At 54.6% G+C, this 16355-nt stretch carries 15 protein-coding genes; 11 read left to right on the top strand and 4 right to left on the bottom strand.

Annotation, left to right across the window (positions count from 1 at the left end):
- The 3 genes from ACTIKR_RS16565 to ACTIKR_RS16575 form a co-directional block, all read right to left on the bottom strand.
- Positions 1–459: enoyl-CoA hydratase/isomerase family protein (locus ACTIKR_RS16565; RefSeq protein WP_442328415.1), on the bottom strand; the 459-nt coding region annotated here is incomplete at its 3' end.
- A complete protein-coding gene (locus tag ACTIKR_RS16570) occupies positions 456–2573 on the bottom strand; it encodes an acetate--CoA ligase family protein (RefSeq protein WP_442328416.1) in 2118 nt (705 codons plus the stop codon). The genes ACTIKR_RS16570 and ACTIKR_RS16565, both read right to left, overlap by 4 nt.
- 14 nt (positions 2574–2587) lie before the next feature.
- A complete protein-coding gene (locus tag ACTIKR_RS16575; RefSeq protein WP_442328417.1) occupies positions 2588–3568 on the bottom strand; it encodes a Bug family tripartite tricarboxylate transporter substrate binding protein in 981 nt (326 codons plus the stop codon).
- Positions 3569–3673: 105 nt separating this feature from the next.
- Here ACTIKR_RS16575 and ACTIKR_RS16580 point away from each other — a divergent pair, with 105 nt between their 5' ends.
- Positions 3674–4585: a LysR substrate-binding domain-containing protein gene (locus ACTIKR_RS16580; RefSeq protein ID WP_442328418.1), complete on the top strand. Its 912-nt coding sequence runs from the start codon at positions 3674–3676 to the stop codon at positions 4583–4585.
- Between the two features lie 37 nt (positions 4586–4622).
- On the top strand, positions 4623–4748 hold the full coding sequence (locus ACTIKR_RS16585) for a hypothetical protein (protein WP_255509702.1): 126 nt from the start codon (positions 4623–4625) through the stop codon (positions 4746–4748).
- A gap of 117 nt (positions 4749–4865) precedes the next feature.
- On the opposite strand, the gene ACTIKR_RS16590 is transcribed toward ACTIKR_RS16585, so the two are convergent.
- Entirely contained in the window at positions 4866–5780 is a 915-nt protein-coding gene (locus tag ACTIKR_RS16590; protein ID WP_442328419.1) for a LysR family transcriptional regulator, read from the bottom strand.
- Positions 5781–5979: 199 nt separating this feature from the next.
- Between ACTIKR_RS16590 and ACTIKR_RS16595 the strand changes: the two genes are divergently transcribed.
- The 9 genes from ACTIKR_RS16595 to ACTIKR_RS16635 all read left to right on the top strand — a co-directional run.
- Complete coding sequence (locus ACTIKR_RS16595) at positions 5980–7092, top strand: amidohydrolase family protein (protein ID WP_442328420.1); 1113 nt, start codon at positions 5980–5982, stop codon at positions 7090–7092.
- Positions 7082–7435, top strand: coding sequence for a Rieske (2Fe-2S) protein (locus ACTIKR_RS16600; RefSeq protein ID WP_442328421.1), 354 nt, complete (start codon positions 7082–7084; stop codon positions 7433–7435). Before ACTIKR_RS16595 ends, ACTIKR_RS16600 begins: the two co-directional genes overlap by 11 nt.
- 62 nt (positions 7436–7497) lie before the next feature.
- The gene (locus ACTIKR_RS16605) at positions 7498–7899 is read left to right on the top strand and encodes a carboxymuconolactone decarboxylase family protein (RefSeq protein ID WP_442328422.1); all 402 of its coding nucleotides are present in this window, start codon (positions 7498–7500) and stop codon (positions 7897–7899) included.
- A complete protein-coding gene (locus ACTIKR_RS16610; RefSeq protein WP_442328423.1) occupies positions 7896–9329 on the top strand; it encodes an aldehyde dehydrogenase family protein in 1434 nt (477 codons plus the stop codon). Before ACTIKR_RS16605 ends, ACTIKR_RS16610 begins: the two co-directional genes overlap by 4 nt.
- Before the next feature lie 81 nt (positions 9330–9410).
- Complete coding sequence (locus ACTIKR_RS16615; protein WP_442328424.1) at positions 9411–10388, top strand: Bug family tripartite tricarboxylate transporter substrate binding protein; 978 nt, start codon at positions 9411–9413, stop codon at positions 10386–10388.
- A gap of 81 nt (positions 10389–10469) precedes the next feature.
- Positions 10470–11708: an NAD(P)/FAD-dependent oxidoreductase gene (locus ACTIKR_RS16620; protein ID WP_442328425.1), complete on the top strand. Its 1239-nt coding sequence runs from the start codon at positions 10470–10472 to the stop codon at positions 11706–11708.
- A 16-nt stretch (positions 11709–11724) separates the two neighbouring features.
- Positions 11725–12045, top strand: coding sequence for a 2Fe-2S iron-sulfur cluster-binding protein (locus ACTIKR_RS16625; RefSeq protein WP_442328426.1), 321 nt, complete (start codon positions 11725–11727; stop codon positions 12043–12045).
- A 35-nt stretch (positions 12046–12080) separates the two neighbouring features.
- Entirely contained in the window at positions 12081–12977 is an 897-nt protein-coding gene (locus ACTIKR_RS16630) for an NAD(P)-dependent oxidoreductase (protein ID WP_442328427.1), read from the top strand.
- A 142-nt stretch (positions 12978–13119) separates the two neighbouring features.
- The coding region (locus tag ACTIKR_RS16635) for an ABC transporter ATP-binding protein/permease (protein ID WP_442328428.1) at positions 13120–16355 on the top strand (3236 nt) is incomplete at its 3' end.

Here is a 16355-nt window from a genome sequence, read left to right on the forward strand (position 1 = left end):
AATTTGTAATGACATCAGATATGAACCGACAATACTCGCCAGTCCGGCCTTGACTTCGGGCTGTCCCATGCGTAGCGCTGGATGGGCTACCCGCAAGTCGCACATCAGGGCGATCTGAAAGCCGGCACCAACGGCGGTACCATTGAGTGCCGCAACAATTGGCTTTGTCATGTCGCGTACAGCCTGGTACATGGCGTGCTGGCGATTGAGCCAGTCAGCAAGATTGCCAGTGTCGATCGTGGCCGCCTCATCCAGGTCCTGACCTGCGCAGAAGGCTCGCTCGCCGGTGCCTGTCAGCACGATGGCGCGGACAGCATCGTCAGCCTCGAGCGCATATAGTGTGTCCTTCAGCGCTGTGCGCAACGAGGCATCCACGGCGTTCATGCCGGCCGGGCGATTAAGGCGAACGACGGCAATCTCGTCGATATAGTCTGTCAGTACGGTACTTTGAGGGGTCATGCCTGCTCCTTGCAACGTTCGATGACGGCATCGACGGCCCAGCCTGCGCTGCCCGTATCGCCGACAATCAGCGGGTTCAGATCGATGGATGTAATGTCGTGCGATTGAGATGCGGCCAGGCGAGCGAGCGCCACAGCTGTATGCGCCACAGTGTCGAGGTCGATGGGTGCCTCGCCGCGTACGCCGGCCAGAATCGGCGCGATGCGAAGTGTGTGCAGCTTGGCGATAACGTCATCTTCCGAAAACGGGTGCAGCAGTACAACGAAGTCGCGCAGGGCTTCTACATATTTGCCGCCATCGCCGATCATCACGATGGTGCCAAAGACTGGATCCTGCCGAACGCCCAGCGCAAACTCACGTCGTCCCGAAACGCGCCTGGCGACAATAACGCCATCGTACGGGACCTGCAGGGCGGCAACACGCTGCGCGCACTGTTTCCATGCTTCGATGATTTGCTGTTCACTGTCCAGGCCAATAAATACCAATCCATGTTCGGATTTGTGCGGAATGTGGGCAGAACAGGCTTTCATCACAACGTCCTGTCCCAGCGCACGCCAGGCGGTGACGGCTTCATCCGCATTGCGGCACAGTACATACGGCACTGTTGGAATATCCGCTTTTGTCAGTACGGCCAGGCTTTCGTCTTCGCTCAGGAACTGAGTCGTCCAGTCCGGAAGGGCGAGGATTGATGCTGCCGATACTTCCAGCTGGTCGCGTGCCGATGCCTGTCGCATCAGGATGCCATGGCGGCTCCACTGGTGCAGTGCATTGATGGCATCTGTTTCGTGCGCATACACGGGTACGCCGGCTTCGCGAAAAACCTGGCGCACCGACGCCTGGGGCGCAGACACCACGGCTGGTTTACCTGTATTGGCTGCAAACGTGGCGGTATCGGTTGCCATGCCCTGCACGTCATAGCCAGGGCCGGCCACGGGCACGCCGATAAGAAACATATCTGCCTGCGGATCGGTAGCCAGGGTATTGAGCGTAGCGGCATACATGCCGCTTTGGGTCATCAGCGAGGCTGTCAGATCTACCGGATTTTGTGCGGTGGCAAAGCTGGGCATAATGTCAGCCAGGCTGCGCACCACCGCAGGGTCCAATTCCGTTAGCGGAAGATTCAGGGTTTCGGCTGCATCCGCGCACAGCACCCCGACCGCGCCGCTGTGGCTCATGACAACCAGGCTGTCTGCGGGCCGGGGCGGCGTTGTCAGATAAAGTTCAACGGCGTTGACCAGTCCGTGCACATCGGCGGCACGCCAGATGCCGTGGCGTTCGAAAAAGGCATCCACGACGACATCATCGTTGACCATCGCGCCTGTGTGCGAGGCCGCGGCCTTCGCACCTTGCACGCTGCGTCCGGCCTTCAGGGCAATGACCGCTGCACCGCGCGAGATGGCCAGTCGGGCCGTTTCGGCCAGCATGGCGGGATCCGTCAGCGATTCGATATACAACAGGATGACCCGGATTGCAGGATCGACCGCGGCTGCCAACGCTAATTCGCACACCGAGGCATCAGCATCATTGCCAGAGGCAATCAGATAGCGTACGCCCACACCGCGTTCACGCAGCATGGCGTAGGGCATGACGCTGGCTGCGCCGCTCTGGCTGATAATGGCAACCGGCCCGTCTTCGGGCTCGATTTCCATGAACATAGTGCTGAAGTTCATTACTGCGCCGGTTTGGAAATTGGCCACGCCTTGCGCGTTGGGGCCCACCAGCCGCACGCCCAGTCGGCGAGCCTGTTCTACCAGTGCGGTTTGCCGCTGGACTCCCGCGCTGCCTGTTTCGCCAAAGCCCGAGCTCATCACTATGACGCATATAATTCCTTGCTCAGCGCATTGTTCTATGACATCCGAAACGGCATCCTGGCCGACTGCGACGATGGCGACATCCGGTATCTCCGGCAGTTCATCGAGCGATGCAAATGCCTGCATACCCTGTATTATCTTGCGTCTTGGATTAATCGGATACACCGCGCCGGAAAATCCGAAGCGTTTAAGGTAATGCAGAGGGCGACCACCCACTTTGTTGGGGTCTTCCGTGGCGCCGATCACTGCGATGCTGCGTGGAGCCAGGGCGTTTCTCAGGCCAGGATCAGGAGAGAATATCATGGATGCTACTCGTATCAATTCAGGCTCGCGCCGGAGTTCTTGACGACTGGCGCCCATTTGGCGGTGTCGCTTTTAATCAGGTCGGCAAACTCTGCAGGTGTGGTGCTTTGCGCAGCGGCGCCGTCCCTTTGCATGCGCGATTTCATGTCCTCTGTTGCCATGATGGCTGCAATTTCACGCTGCAGTCGGTTCACGATGACCTCGGGCGTGCCATGTGGAGCAAGCACGCCATACCAGATTGTGACGTCAAAGCCGTCGAGCCCGGCTTGCTGGGCAGTGGGTACATCAGGCAACAGTGTTGAGCGCTTTGGACCGGTTACCGCGAGCGCGGTCACCTTGCTGGCGGAAATATTCTGGGTCTGCTGCGCAATGGTGTCGAACATCATTGAAATGCGACCGGCCAGCAGGTCAACGAGTGCAGGTGCCGAGCCTTTGTATGGAATGTGACTGATCCGGATGCCGGCGGAGGTGCGAAACAGCTCGCCCGACAGGTGATTGGAACTGCCATTGCCCGCTGATCCATAAGTGAGTTCATCCGGCTTTGTCTTGGCCAGCTTGACCAGATCATTAAGTGTCTTTACGGGCAGTTGGGGGTTGACGACCAGTACATTCATCGTTGTCGCCATCAGGCTGACGGGCGAGAAATCCTTGATCGGATCGTAACGCAAGTTGGCGTAAAGGCTCGGATTGATCGCCATGGTGCCGGTCGTGCCAAAAAACAGGGTATATCCGTCTGCTTTGGAACGAGCCACCAGTTCCGCAGCGATGCTGCCACCGGCACCACCACGGTTGTCGACAACCACTTGCTGGCCAAGACGATCGCCCAGCTTTTGCGCCAGGATACGTGCCATGGCATCGGTGGGGCCACCCGCAGAAAAGGGCACAACCAGGTTGACCGGGCGGGTGGGATACGAGGATTCCTGCGCATTCACAACAGATGAGGCCAGCAGGGAAGTGGCGGCAAACGCCGCAGTAAGGCAGTGTGTGAGTTTCAAGTTTGTCTCCATATTTGTTCTACGTTAATGAAGACAAGCTTAGCCACAATTGAGATATATATAAATACAAAGTTTATAATTTCAGCTTTCCATTTAAGTGAAATCATGAATCTCAAGCAACTGAACACTTTCCTGTTGGTGGCGGATATGCAGTCGTTGTCTCGTGCAGCGATCGCATCGGACATGGCGCAGTCGCTGGTCAGCCGTCAGATTGCCATGCTGGAAAAAGAGTGGAGCAAGCGCCTGTTTGACAGAACCGGCCGGGGCATGGTGTTGTCCGATTTTGGGCGACGCATGTATCCCGAAGTCAAGCGCATCATTGATCAGGTCGAGCAGCTCGACGCCACCGCTCATCAGGCGGCTGGCATATTGACGGGGACAGTGCATATCGGCGTCCTGCCTTCGCTGGCACGGCAATTATTGCCGCTTTTGCTGGCAGATATCCGTGCGTGCGCGCCCCAGCTTCGTCTGCATGTGACGGAGGGCTTTAGTGGCTCCCTTGATGAACAGCTTGCGTCGGGGCGCCTGGATATGATCGTGGTCAATCGCTATGGTTCGTCCGCATCGCGCGGGGAGGATGTGCTTGGCAAGCTAGATACCTTCCTGGTCGGCAAGGCCGGCCTGCCAGAACTTGCGGCCAAAAGCCTGCCTTTTCATTCCCTTGACGGCATTCCGTTGGTATTGCCAGCGGTACCCAATGGCTTGCGAGCAACGCTGGATGTATTGTCTCGTCGCCACGATACCAGGCTGAACATTGTCATGGAGGTGGAAACCGCTACGGCGATGAAAGACGTAGCTGCCGGTGGCCATGCCTTTACGCTATTGCCTCTGACTGCAGTGGCGCAGGAAGTAGCCGCCGGAGAGCTGAGCGCCTGTCTGATCATCAGCCCGGGGATACGCAGAACGATTGCATTGAGTGTGACTCGCCAGCGTCCGTTGTCCGAAGGAGCCAGGCTTGTATCGTCCAGGGTCAGATTGCTAGCGTCAGATCTATTGACCGATTCAAGCGTGGTCTAAATATGAATATAAGGTACTGCTCTGGTTATAGCTGATCATGATCCCCATCATTACGGCCTGTGCGCTGTCTCCCGACGACGGCAAGGGCCTGGCGGGCGACAAGTCGTGGTACGAAGAGTGCAACGTGATGCGCGAGGATCGGGTTCGTGTCCGGCTGCGCTAACGGTCCAAGCGGCTTGGCGATGCCGATTGGCAGGAAGGCTATTTCAGCGCGGGCGATCTGATGATGGTGTCGGTACTGCTCAGGCTGCAGTCCACAGGCATCGTGCGAACTGGGAAACTAATCTGACGCTGGCTTGGGGCAATTGCCGATGCGCTCAACGATCGTGTCGATGAGCTCTTTGACGCACCCAGGCACTGCGTCCAGTTCACGAACCAATAGGCTGCGCTCGCGTATAGCCCATGGCTCCTGCAAACGCACCGTTACGAATCGCATGGTGTTGCAGTATCGCCTGGAGGCGGATTCTGGAATGATGCCTATGCCTACGCCGGTTTCGATCATGCGGCAAATGGCTTCGTAGCTCGAGACTTGTATTCGCATAGGGAAGCTGCGGCCTAGCCGCTCCACCTGCGCCGTCATCAAATCGTATAAAGTGCTGCCTTCCCGAAAGCTGATATGAGGATAGTCCAGGGTCTCGGCCAAAGTAATACAGGATTTGTCTGCCAATGCATGTCCGGCCGGCAAGGCCAACAGCAGTCGATCCGTACTGTAGTGAATGACTTCCAGTCCTTCCGCTTCGACCGGCCCGGCAATCAGTCCCAAGTCTGCGGACCCATCAAGTACTCCCCTGACAATATCGCGCGACAAACGTTCTTGCAAATCCACCGTGATGGCAGGGTGCAGGGCGAGAAATTGTGCGAGCAATTCCGGCAGTGATTCGGTAACCGCCGTGGTATTGGCAAAGATCCGGATATGCCCCAGCATGCCGCTTCCGTATTCCGCGAATTCACTCTTTACGAAGTCAACTTGGCGCATGATGATCCGGCTGTGTCGCAGCAGTTTGATACCCGCTGGCGTAAGCGTAACGCCGCGGCTGTCACGGTACAGCAGTTTTGCTCCGAGTTGGCCTTCCAGCGCTTTTATTCTGGCACTTGTCGCCGCAGTGGATAGATGCGCCCGCTTGGCGCCCTGCGTGATGCTAGATGATTCGGCTACATGGATAAAAACGCGCATATCGGATAGCTCAAAGTACATTCTTCGGTCTCCTGTATTGCCTGTGCATGGAAAATTGCAGCTGTCATTGGCGGTTTGGCGTTCGGTTTGGCCGAAGCCTACTGCTTGAAATTCAAAATTCCCCGAACGCGGCTTCGATAGTAGCATGACGACAATACCAATCACCACGGCTTCAAAAGGAATTTATCGTGCCGCTGGAGAAATTGAAAAGAGAGCAGCAATGAACACGTCACTTATGAAAATTATCGATTCTGATATTCATCCCTGGATAAGCGGGGATATCGAGGGCTTGAAGCCCTATATGAGCAAAAGCTGGCAAATGAGGTTCGAAGGAAAACGTTCTATTTTGCCCGATCATCCGCTTCGCCCACCGTTGGCGGGGGCCACTTCCATTCGTCGCGATGCAAAGACACCGGATGGCGGCGTCGGCGGCTCGGACCCGCATTTTCTGCGTGAAGCGCATCTGGATAAACTGAATATCCAGTACGCAGTCCTTTCGTCCATCCAGGCGGGAAAACTGGTGTCCCTGCCAAACGCTGTGGAAGCCACGGTGCTGGCCCGGGCATTCAACGATTACTTCATAGATAAATGGCTGTCGGTCGATGATCGGTTTCGCCTGGCTATGTGCGTGGCAGTACATGATCCTGTCGAGGCTGCAAGGGAAATTCGTCGGATCGGCGGTCAGGACAATATCGTGGCGGTATACATGCCGCTTATGAATATTCTCATGGGCAATGTTCACTACTACCCCATTTATGAAGCGGCCGAGGAACTCGGCTTGCCCATTTTTCTTCATCCCACCGGTACGGAAGGCGCATTTCAGACAAGTGTTTCTTTTGCGGGTGGTGTACCTAGCACCTATATTGAACGGCACTCCTGTTTTCCGCAGATAGCGATGGGCAATATCACAAGCCTGCTATTTGAGGGCGTATTTGTCCGGTTTCCTGGATTGAAGGTGCTTGCTGCCGAATTCGGCTTCGGATGGGTTCCGCATATGCTTTGGCGGTTCGATCAGAATTGGCGGCAGTTCCGCAACGAAGTTCCCTGGCTGGAAAAGGAGCCGAGCTCATATGTGCTGGACCGTGTGCGTTTCACCAGCCAGCCCTTGGAGGAGCCGGAGAAAGACGAGTACCTGACACAAATTCTGGAGATGGTGCATGCGGATCGAACGATTCTTTTCAGTACGGATTATCCGCATTGGGATACCGATTATCCGCAAACCACATTCCAGCGTCTTCCAGAGAACCTGCAGCAGCGCATCTTTCACGACAATGCCGCGGAGCTATTCGGGTTGAAACCACGCCATCACGCTGGAGCGAGCCATGCTGCATAAAGTCGGACATCTGAGTGATATTCCCGAGGATGATGCATTAACGATAGATATAGAGGGTCGTCCGATAGGCGTATTCAAGGCAGCAGGCAAAGTTTTCGCCGTCAAGAATATTTGCCCGCACAAGCGGGCGCCACTGGCTCGGGGAACTGTGCAGGGGACCATGTTACCGACATCCTGCGCGGGCCAATACCAGTATGGGATGGAAAATCAGGTACTCAAGTGTCCCTGGCACGGGTGGGAATTTGATCTTGAAAGCGGGAAATGCCTGTTTGGCGTGAGCAACAGCCGAATCAAGACTTATGAGGTATCCATCCGCGATGATGAAATTTACGTAGATGTTTGAAGCGATACCGTCTTCAATCGAATCCGACAATACAACCTGATTTAACAACGTTAAACGAGATTATGACCGCTTTCAAAAGATCTGAAAAATTCGAGCAAGGGCTCAAGACCCGCCGTGATGTCCTGGGGGATGAGTATGTCGACAGGGCCTTGAATAGTGCTACCGACTACAACTGGCCTATGCAGGCATTTGTCACTGAATATTGCTGGGATGAAATCTGGAATCGTCCAGGATTGAGCAGAAAGGATCGATCGATGTTGAACCTGGGAATGGTCTGCGCTCTAGGGCGGACAAATGAGCTCAAGGCCCATGTGCGCGGAGCAATCAATAACGGCTGGACACGGGAAGAACTTCGCGAGGTATTTCTGCAGGTTGCTGTGTATTGCGGTGTTCCTGCTGGAGTCGACAGTTTTCGCACGGCGCAGGAAGTGATCAGAGAGATGGATCAGGCAGAAGATTCATGAAGACATTATTGATCAATGGGAAATGGCAGTCGCCACACGATGAACGTGTCATTGATATCGAGAATCCGGCAACGGGTAAGGTTTTCACGCAAGTGGGTAGGGGAGGGGCCGTCGATATTGACGCCGCCGTAAAAGCAGCGCGCAATGCCTTCGTGAACCACTGGGGCAGTTGGTCTGCGCTTGAGCGTGGACGATTACTGTGCAGGATCGGAGAGGAAATTCTATTGCATGCAGGGGAAATCGCAAAAATAGAATCAAGCGATACCGGAAAACCCTTGCATCTGGCCCAAAACGATATTGCAGTTCTTGCTCGCTACTTCGAGTTCTATGGCACGGCAGCCGATAAGCACCATGGCCAAGTGATCCCCTATGCCAATGGTTACAACGTTCAGGTGGTACATGAGCCTGTCGGGGTAACAGCGCACATCATTCCGTGGAACTATCCGTCCCAGATGTTTGGCCGTACGTCCTGTCCGGCATTAGCGGCAGGAAATGCAATTGTGGTGAAGCCATCGGAGGAGGCCTGTCAATCGGTGCTTTATATTGGCAAGCTGATGCAGAACGTAGGCTTACCTGATGGAGTATTGAATATTGTCACAGGATATGGGCATGAAGCTGGTGACGCATTAGCACGACATCCCGATATCAATCTCATCACTTTTACTGGATCTCCAGCCGTTGGTGCGCACATTCAAGCTGCCAGCGCGGTCAATCACGTCCCTTGCCTGTTGGAACTGGGTGGAAAATCCCCACAAATCGTGTTTGCGGATGCCAATCTGGGCAAGGCGATCCCCGCGATTGTTGGGGGCATAGCCCAGAATACAGGGCAGACCTGCTCGGCCGGTACGCGGTTGCTCATACAGCAAGAAATCTATGAAGAAGTGACCTCGTGTGTCGCTCAGGCGATCTCTTTGATTACGGCAGGCATGCCCGATGCTGGCATGCAGTGCGGTCCTATCATTACACGGCCTCAGTTTGAACGCCTGAATACGCTTCTCGAGCGTATCGATCAGTCGGGCATACCTCTTATTGCCAAAGGCAAAATTACTGATGTCCAGAAGGGTGGATTCTTCGTGCCGCCCATGATGTACGGGCCAGTCCCGCGCGATCATGAATTGGCTCGCGCAGAAGTGTTTGGTCCGATCCTGGCAGCCATGCCTTTTGAGAATGAGGCTGACGCGGTACGACTGGCCAATGATACTGATTATGGTCTGGTAGCAGCAATATGGACTGAAAACGGAGCGCGGCAGCAGCGTATGGCGCGCGCAGTGTCAGCTGGGCAGTTCTATATCAATTGCTATGGCGCAGGAGGTGGCGTGGAGTTGCCCTTCGGTGGGCGAAAGAAAAGTGGTTATGGTCGGGAAAAGGGGTTTCAAGCCTTGGATGAATTTACGACGACGAAAACCATTGTGCATTGCTTCAGTGACTAAGGCTGTGCGCTGCAGTGGAGTTTTGAGTTTTTGTACAAATATGAAATATACCAATAGACAGTAAAATTCAAGGAGACAGGTATGAGGAAAGTAATAAAAAGTTTTAACGCAGCGTTGCTTTTTTTGATAGTCGCGCTGTACTGCCATTCGCAGGTCTACGCGGCTTATCCTGAGCGCCCAGTAACATTGGTCGTGCCGCAAGCGCCGGGAGGAGCCTCTGACGCTTTGGCGCGAATTCTGGCCCAGAAATTGTCGGAGAAATGGGGCCAGCCGGTCGTTGTTGAAAATAGAGCAGGTGCTGGTGGAAACATCGGGCTTAGTCATGTAGCCAAATCCAGGAAAGATGGTTATACCCTGCTGATGTCCTACGAAGGGACTCAGGCGATCAATGTCAGTCTGTATAGTGATTTGCAATATGATCCCGTCAAAGATTTTATTGCAGTGGCAACCATTGCGACTGTCCCCTTTCTCTGTGTAGTGAATAACAACGTGAATGCCAAGACATTCGAAGAATTCATCGCACTGGGAAAATTAAAAACCAATATGACGTTTGGTTCGGCAGGCAGTGGATCGGTCAATCATCTGCTTGGTGAAATGGTGAATCTGGCAGCGGGCACCCACCTGACTCATGTCCCTTACAAGGGAGCAGGCCCTGCTTTGACCGATCTTCTGGGCGGGAGAATTACTGCGGTTTTCACGAGTGTTCCTTCCATAGCGCAACAAATTGAAAGTGGCAAGGTACGAGCACTTGCCGTCACAAGCGCCGATCGGTCCAAGCAATTACCGACGGTACCAACTATTGCTGAATCAGGCTACACCAATTTTGATGTCAATCCGTGGTTTGGCATATTTGCACCAAAAGATACACCAGTGGAGATCGTCAATAAGATTAATGCAGACATCGGCACCTTACTGCAGAGTGCAGCAATGGCAAAAAGCATTGCCGCACAGGGCGCCAGTCCACTGGTTAGCACGCCGGCTCAATTCCAGTCCATGCTGGATCGTGATATTAAGAAATGGGCAACAGTCGTGCAGAAATCTGACGCAAAAGTCAATTGAGACAGGAATATCCGGGGTTGATCTCGTGGCAATACTCTTTCTCAAGTCGATCGCATTTATGTGTAAAGGAATAAATCCAGAATGAACGGAAACGTCGTAATCGTAGGCTCAGGGCATGCCGGGGTGTCTGTTGCGTTCAAACTGCGTACCCAGGGTTTCAAGGGAAATATCACTGTGATTGGGGAAGAAATTTACCTGCCTTATCATCGTCCTCCGTTATCGAAAAAATACATAGCCAATCTGGCCGATGAAGGGCGGTTATATCTTAAACAGGAAAGCCAATACAGGAGTGAGAAAATCGACCTCCGGTTGAACTGTCGTGTCAATGCAATCCACCGTTCAGAAAAACAGGTTGAGCTGGAAGACGGGGAGAGGATCCAGTATGACGCTCTTGTCCTGGCAACCGGAGCCCGCGCAAGGTCACTTTCCACAGCGTTGGGCGGGGGGGCACAGAACATCCATACGCTTCGAAATCTGTCAGATGCAAAACGTATACGAGATGCGCTTACGCAAAACAAGCGTCTCCTTGTGGTGGGTGGGGGATATATTGGCCTGGAAATGGCGGCGGTAGCTCGAAGCCTTGGCTTGCAGGTTACGCTCATTGAGCGCGAGAGTCGTATTCTCGGTCGCGTTGCTGCTGCGCAAACCGCTGCGTACTTCAAAAATCTTCACGAGAAGCATGGTGTTCGAGTTCTTGAGGGAGTGGGTATTGAATCTCTGGAGCGGTCTAACGACCGGATCGAAAAAGTGCGATTGAGTGATGGCACCGTGATAGGCGTTGATGTTGTGGTAGTAGGAATAGGTGTAATCCCTGAATTGCAGTTGGCACAAGAGGCAGGGCTGCAAGTGGCCAATGGCATCGTGGTGGATCGTGCCGGCCGTACCTCAGATACGGCCATATACGCAGTCGGTGATTGTGCCAGCTTTGTCTTTCGTGGGCAGATGATCCGCCTGGAGTCCGTTCAGAATGCGGTAGACATGGCTGAGGTTGTGGGGCTGTCTATTGCTGGGGCATCTACCAGATACGATTGTCATCCATGGTTCTGGTCAGATCAATACACAACTAAACTTCAGATTGCTGGGCTGAATTTGGGTTATACGCAGGTTGCTGTCAGGAACAAAAATGAGACTGCGCTTTCTGTTTGGTATTTTGACCAGGAAGGACTGATTGCCGTAGATGCGATTAATGATGCAAAAGCATTCATGATGGCGCGAAAATGGTTAAGCAGCGGACAAAGCCCATGCCTTGACGACATAGCCAATCAATCTCTTGAGTTAAGCGCAATGACCATATTCGAAAAAACAGATTTAGTGACTTAGAAGTACAGGAATCTATATGCCAAATATTATATTTATTGAGCCGGATGGTGCACGCAAATCCGTGAGTGCCGAGATTGGCCAGTCCATTATGGAAGTCGCCGTCCAGAACGGCGTAAACGGTATTGATGCGGACTGTGGAGGTGCCTGCTCCTGTGCCACGTGCCATGGGTATATCGATGAAAAATGGCGCGATCGAATCGAAAGTGCTGATTCCGTTGAACTCGAAATGCTGGATTTTGCCTATATGCGTGCGGTGGGATCACGATTGACATGTCAGATTAAAGTGGTTGATGACATGGACGGCTTGCTGATTCGCCTTCCCGAAGCTCAGGCTTGAACGCTATTGTAGTCAATCAATTACAGGAAAGAGTCATGAAAAAAAACATCGCAATTGTGGGTTTGGGAAACATGGGCGGACGCATCGCCAAACGGTTGTTGCAGTCGGGGCAGAGAGTCGGCGTATATGACACCAACAAGGAAGTACTGAAGGCGTTCGGGTCGTTAGGAGCAGAACCCTACGAAACGCTCGCTTTACTTGGAGCAGCGCATGAGGTCATTCTGACTGTTCTTCCCAACGCCGATATTGTTCGGCAGGCCGTGTTGGGAAAAGGGGGGTTATCCACTGGCATGCGACCAGGGACTGTGCTGATTGAGATGACAACATCAATACCTGCGGTTACCCAGGACATCGCGGCGGCGTTATCGCGGCAAGATGTGATGATGATCGACGCGCCAGTAAGCGGTGGCGTTCAAAAGGCGGAAAATGGCACGCTCACCATCATGGTTGGCGGAAATGAGCAAACCGTGGAACTGGTCAAGCCAATCCTTGATTTGATCGGTACGCAGATTATCCATGTTGGACGGATAGGCGCGGGACATACAGCGAAGGCGCTGAATAACCTTATTACCGCCACCACGCTTGCCATCACGTCAGAAGCGTTGGCATTGGGGGTGAAAATGGGAGTAGATGCGCAAAAACTGCTGGATGTCGTCAATTCCGGTAGCGGACGCAGCGCAGCAAGCGAAACGAAATTTCCTCAACAGGTGCTGTCAAGAGCGTTCAAACCTGGATTTTCCATGGCACTTATGTCCAAGGATGTTGGCATCGCTATTGATATGGCGCATAGTGTCAGTTCACCTGTCTGGGTTTCCTCCGCCGTCCAGAAACTTTGGAAATTCGGCGTGGAGGGTGGGCGTGGCGAGATGGATCACACAGCCATTGCCCTTACCATAGAAGAAATGGCAGAAGTCGAAATAAAGCCGGGCTAAATATAAACACGTGCTCTATATTCGGGAGTAACAGGGGCTATGTGCCATTGCATGTATCCCGATTGTAATAATGCCAGCTGACCACAATCGATTGTCTTAGACTTGTCCTGTCAGTAAGATATCGTGATGTGAAGGAGTGGCTATGTACTTTGACTATCGCCTGTGGCTGATGACCGCCGGTTTGCGCACCCGCATGGTCGGTGGGGTAATGCTCGGCCTGTTGGCCTTGCTGGCGGGCATCGCCCGTTACGTTTTCCTGGGTCAGTTATTGTCCCGTGTGTTCGATCAACAGCCCTGGCAGCAATGGTTGGCGCCGGCGCTGTATGCGGTTGCCATGGTGCTGTTGCGCGCCTGGCTCGATCATCTGCGTACGGTCGAGGCTAACCGGTCCGCAGCCAGGATTCAGCTTACTTTGCGTGCAGGCCTGTATGATCGCATTGTCGATCTGGGCCCTGCCTGGCTCGGCAGCCAGCGTACGGGCGGCGTCATGTTGAGTGTCATCGATGGTGTAGAGCAATTGCAGACCTTTTTTGGCCGCTATTTGCCCCAGGTCGCCATTTCGCTCCTTGCTCCAATTGCGATATTTGCTGTTATTGCGTTCTGGGACGTGCCAACGGCCTTAGTACTGCTTGTCGCGGCGCTTTTCTCGTTGCTGGCTCCTGCTGCCGTGCATGCCCTGGACCGACGTGCCAGCCGCGAGCGCGCGCAGGCACTCAGAGCGTTCGGAGAAGATTTTCTGGACGCCATGCAGGGCTTGCCTACGCTCAAAGCATTTGGTCAAGGCAAAAGTTTTGGTCTGCGGCTGGCTGAGCGGGCACGCCATCTGTCAGACAAGACATTCTGGGTGCTGTCGGTTAGCGTACTCACGCGAGGCATGAGCGACCTGGGTGTTGCCATGGGAGCTGCGATTGCCATCGCGCTGGGCGCTACCCGCGTGGTGCAGGGCGAGATGAGCCTGGAAGCGCTTCTTATTGTCTTGATGGCGGGTACCGAAATTTTTCGTCCGCTGCGCGACCTGCGGTCAGTACTGCATCAGGGCATGCTTGGGCAGTCGGCTGCGGCCAGTATTCATGAGCTTAACGATGCGCGTCGCGTTAAGACAGCATCCGAGCGGGCAATGTCACCGACTGATCTGGAGCCGCATATTCGATTTGATAATGTGACATTCGCGTATCAACCAGAGAGAATCGCACACCGTGACCTGAATTTCGAAATAGCTGCTGGCGAGCGTATCGGTGTAGTCGGGCCAAGTGGCGCGGGTAAATCCACCCTTGTTCGATTGCTCTTGCGCGAAGTGACGCCGCAGAGTGGGCGCATATTTTTGGGTGGCTATGACGTCCGTGATCTGTCCGAAGAGGCATTGCTATCGCGCATTGCGCTGGTTAGTCAGGACATCACCTTGTTCCACGGCACCCTGAACGAGAATATACGGTTAGGCCGCCCCGATGCGACGCCAGAACAGGTGCGCGCGGCCGCCCGGTCCGCCAATATCGACGCATTCATTATGACTTTGCCTGACGGTTACGAGACGCAGGTGGGTGATCGTGGACTGCAACTGTCTGGCGGGCAGCGGCAGCGTGTCGGTATTGCCCGTGCGTTGTTGCGGGACGCGCCGATTCTCATTCTGGACGAGGCGCTGTCATCGGTCGATTCACAGAACGAGTTTCTGATCCAGGAAGCGCTGGACCGGCTTATGGCGGGAAGAACGACGCTGATTCTGGCGCACCGTCTGGCCAGTGTGATTAATGCCGATAGAATCCTGGTGCTGGAACAGGGGCGGATTGTTGAGTCCGGATCCCACAAGGCATTGATGCAGCAAGAGGGGCTGTACTATCGATTGATGCGGGAGCAGACCAGTGTCAGCCAGATCTCGGAAGAGGCCGATGAGCAAGCTGACCCGGTAGCGCCACCAAACCGTGCCAGTAGTCCCAAACCACGGTCGCTGGAGGAGGATGCGGCCCGGGTGGGATGGCCAGATGTACTGGCTACGCTACTCTCGGTGGTCAAGCCCTGGCGTCTGACGCTGATTGCAACTATCTTGCTCGGCGTGGCACGGGTCGCCGCTTTTATCGGCGTGGGCGCGCTGAGTGCACTTGTTGTAGCCGCGCTGCGCAATGGCCAGCCAACGCAGACGCTGATCATTGCGTTGCTGGTCATCGCTCCGCTGGCCGCGTTATTTCACTGGCTGGAATCATGGCTGGCGCATGCAATGGCCTATAAACTGCTGGCCAACATGCGCATCGATTTGTACGACAAGCTCGAGCAGCTTGCGCCAGCGTATCTGCTGGAACGACGCTCGGGGGATCTGGTATCCCTCGCCACGCAGGATGTGGAAATGATCGAATACTTTTATGCACATACCATCGCGCCAGCGATTGTATCGGTACTGGTGCCTGCTACCGTACTAGGATTCCTGGCAATCTATAGCTGGCCGATCGCGCTGGCCTTGCTGCCTTTTCTTGCCTATGCGCTGTTGTCTCCGGTGCGCAGCAGACAACGGATTGATGCCCTCGGGGAACAGGCTCGTCAGTCCCTTGGCCAAATGAGTGCGCACCTGACAGATACCATTCAGGGGATGGCCGATCTGACCGCATTCCAGGCAACGGCACGCCGGCGCAAGCAGTTTTTGGATATTGCCCAATCATACAGCCGCCAAAGGCAGGCCATTTTGAATGATCTATCGGCGCAAAGCGCCTGGTTCGAGTTGGCGATGGGGTTGGGCGGATTGGCGGTTGCCGTGACCGGCGCCTTGCTGGCCAATGCCGGCGCGCTTGATCCGACCATGGTCCCATTGTTGGTGCTCGTGGCGGTCGCAACGTTTCTTCCTGTATCCGAAATATCACAGGTAAGCCGCCAATTGGCTGATACCGTGGCCGCCAGTCGACGGCTGCATGTGGTGCATCAAGAGCCCGTTCCTGTCAGGAACGGGCCGGCCCGGCTCGTGCCAACACCGCAAGGACTGTCGATCGACTTCGATAAGGTGGGCTTTCGGTATACGCCGGTCTCGCGCCTTACCCTGGATGCGCTTTCTTTTTCCTTGCCGCCTGGTACGACGACTGCGCTGGTAGGGGCTTCCGGAGCAGGCAAAAGCACAATTGCCAATCTGCTGTTGCGTTTTTGGGATGTCAGCGCGGGAGCGATTCGCATCTGCGGCACTGACATTCGTCAACTCGAGCTGGATAACCTGAGAGAGCATGTCGCCCTGGTCACACAGGACACCTATTTATTCAACGACACGCTGGCTGCAAACATCCGGCTTGCTCGCCCTGACGCAAGTGAAGCAGAGGTACGCAACGCACTGGCGTCTGCGGCACTATCAGGATTTGTCGCATCGCTGCCGCAAGGCCTGGACACGCTTGTTGGTGAACGTGGCACGCA

The organism is Advenella sp., from assembly GCF_052108595.1.
GTDB lineage: Bacteria > Pseudomonadota > Gammaproteobacteria > Burkholderiales > Burkholderiaceae_B > Advenella.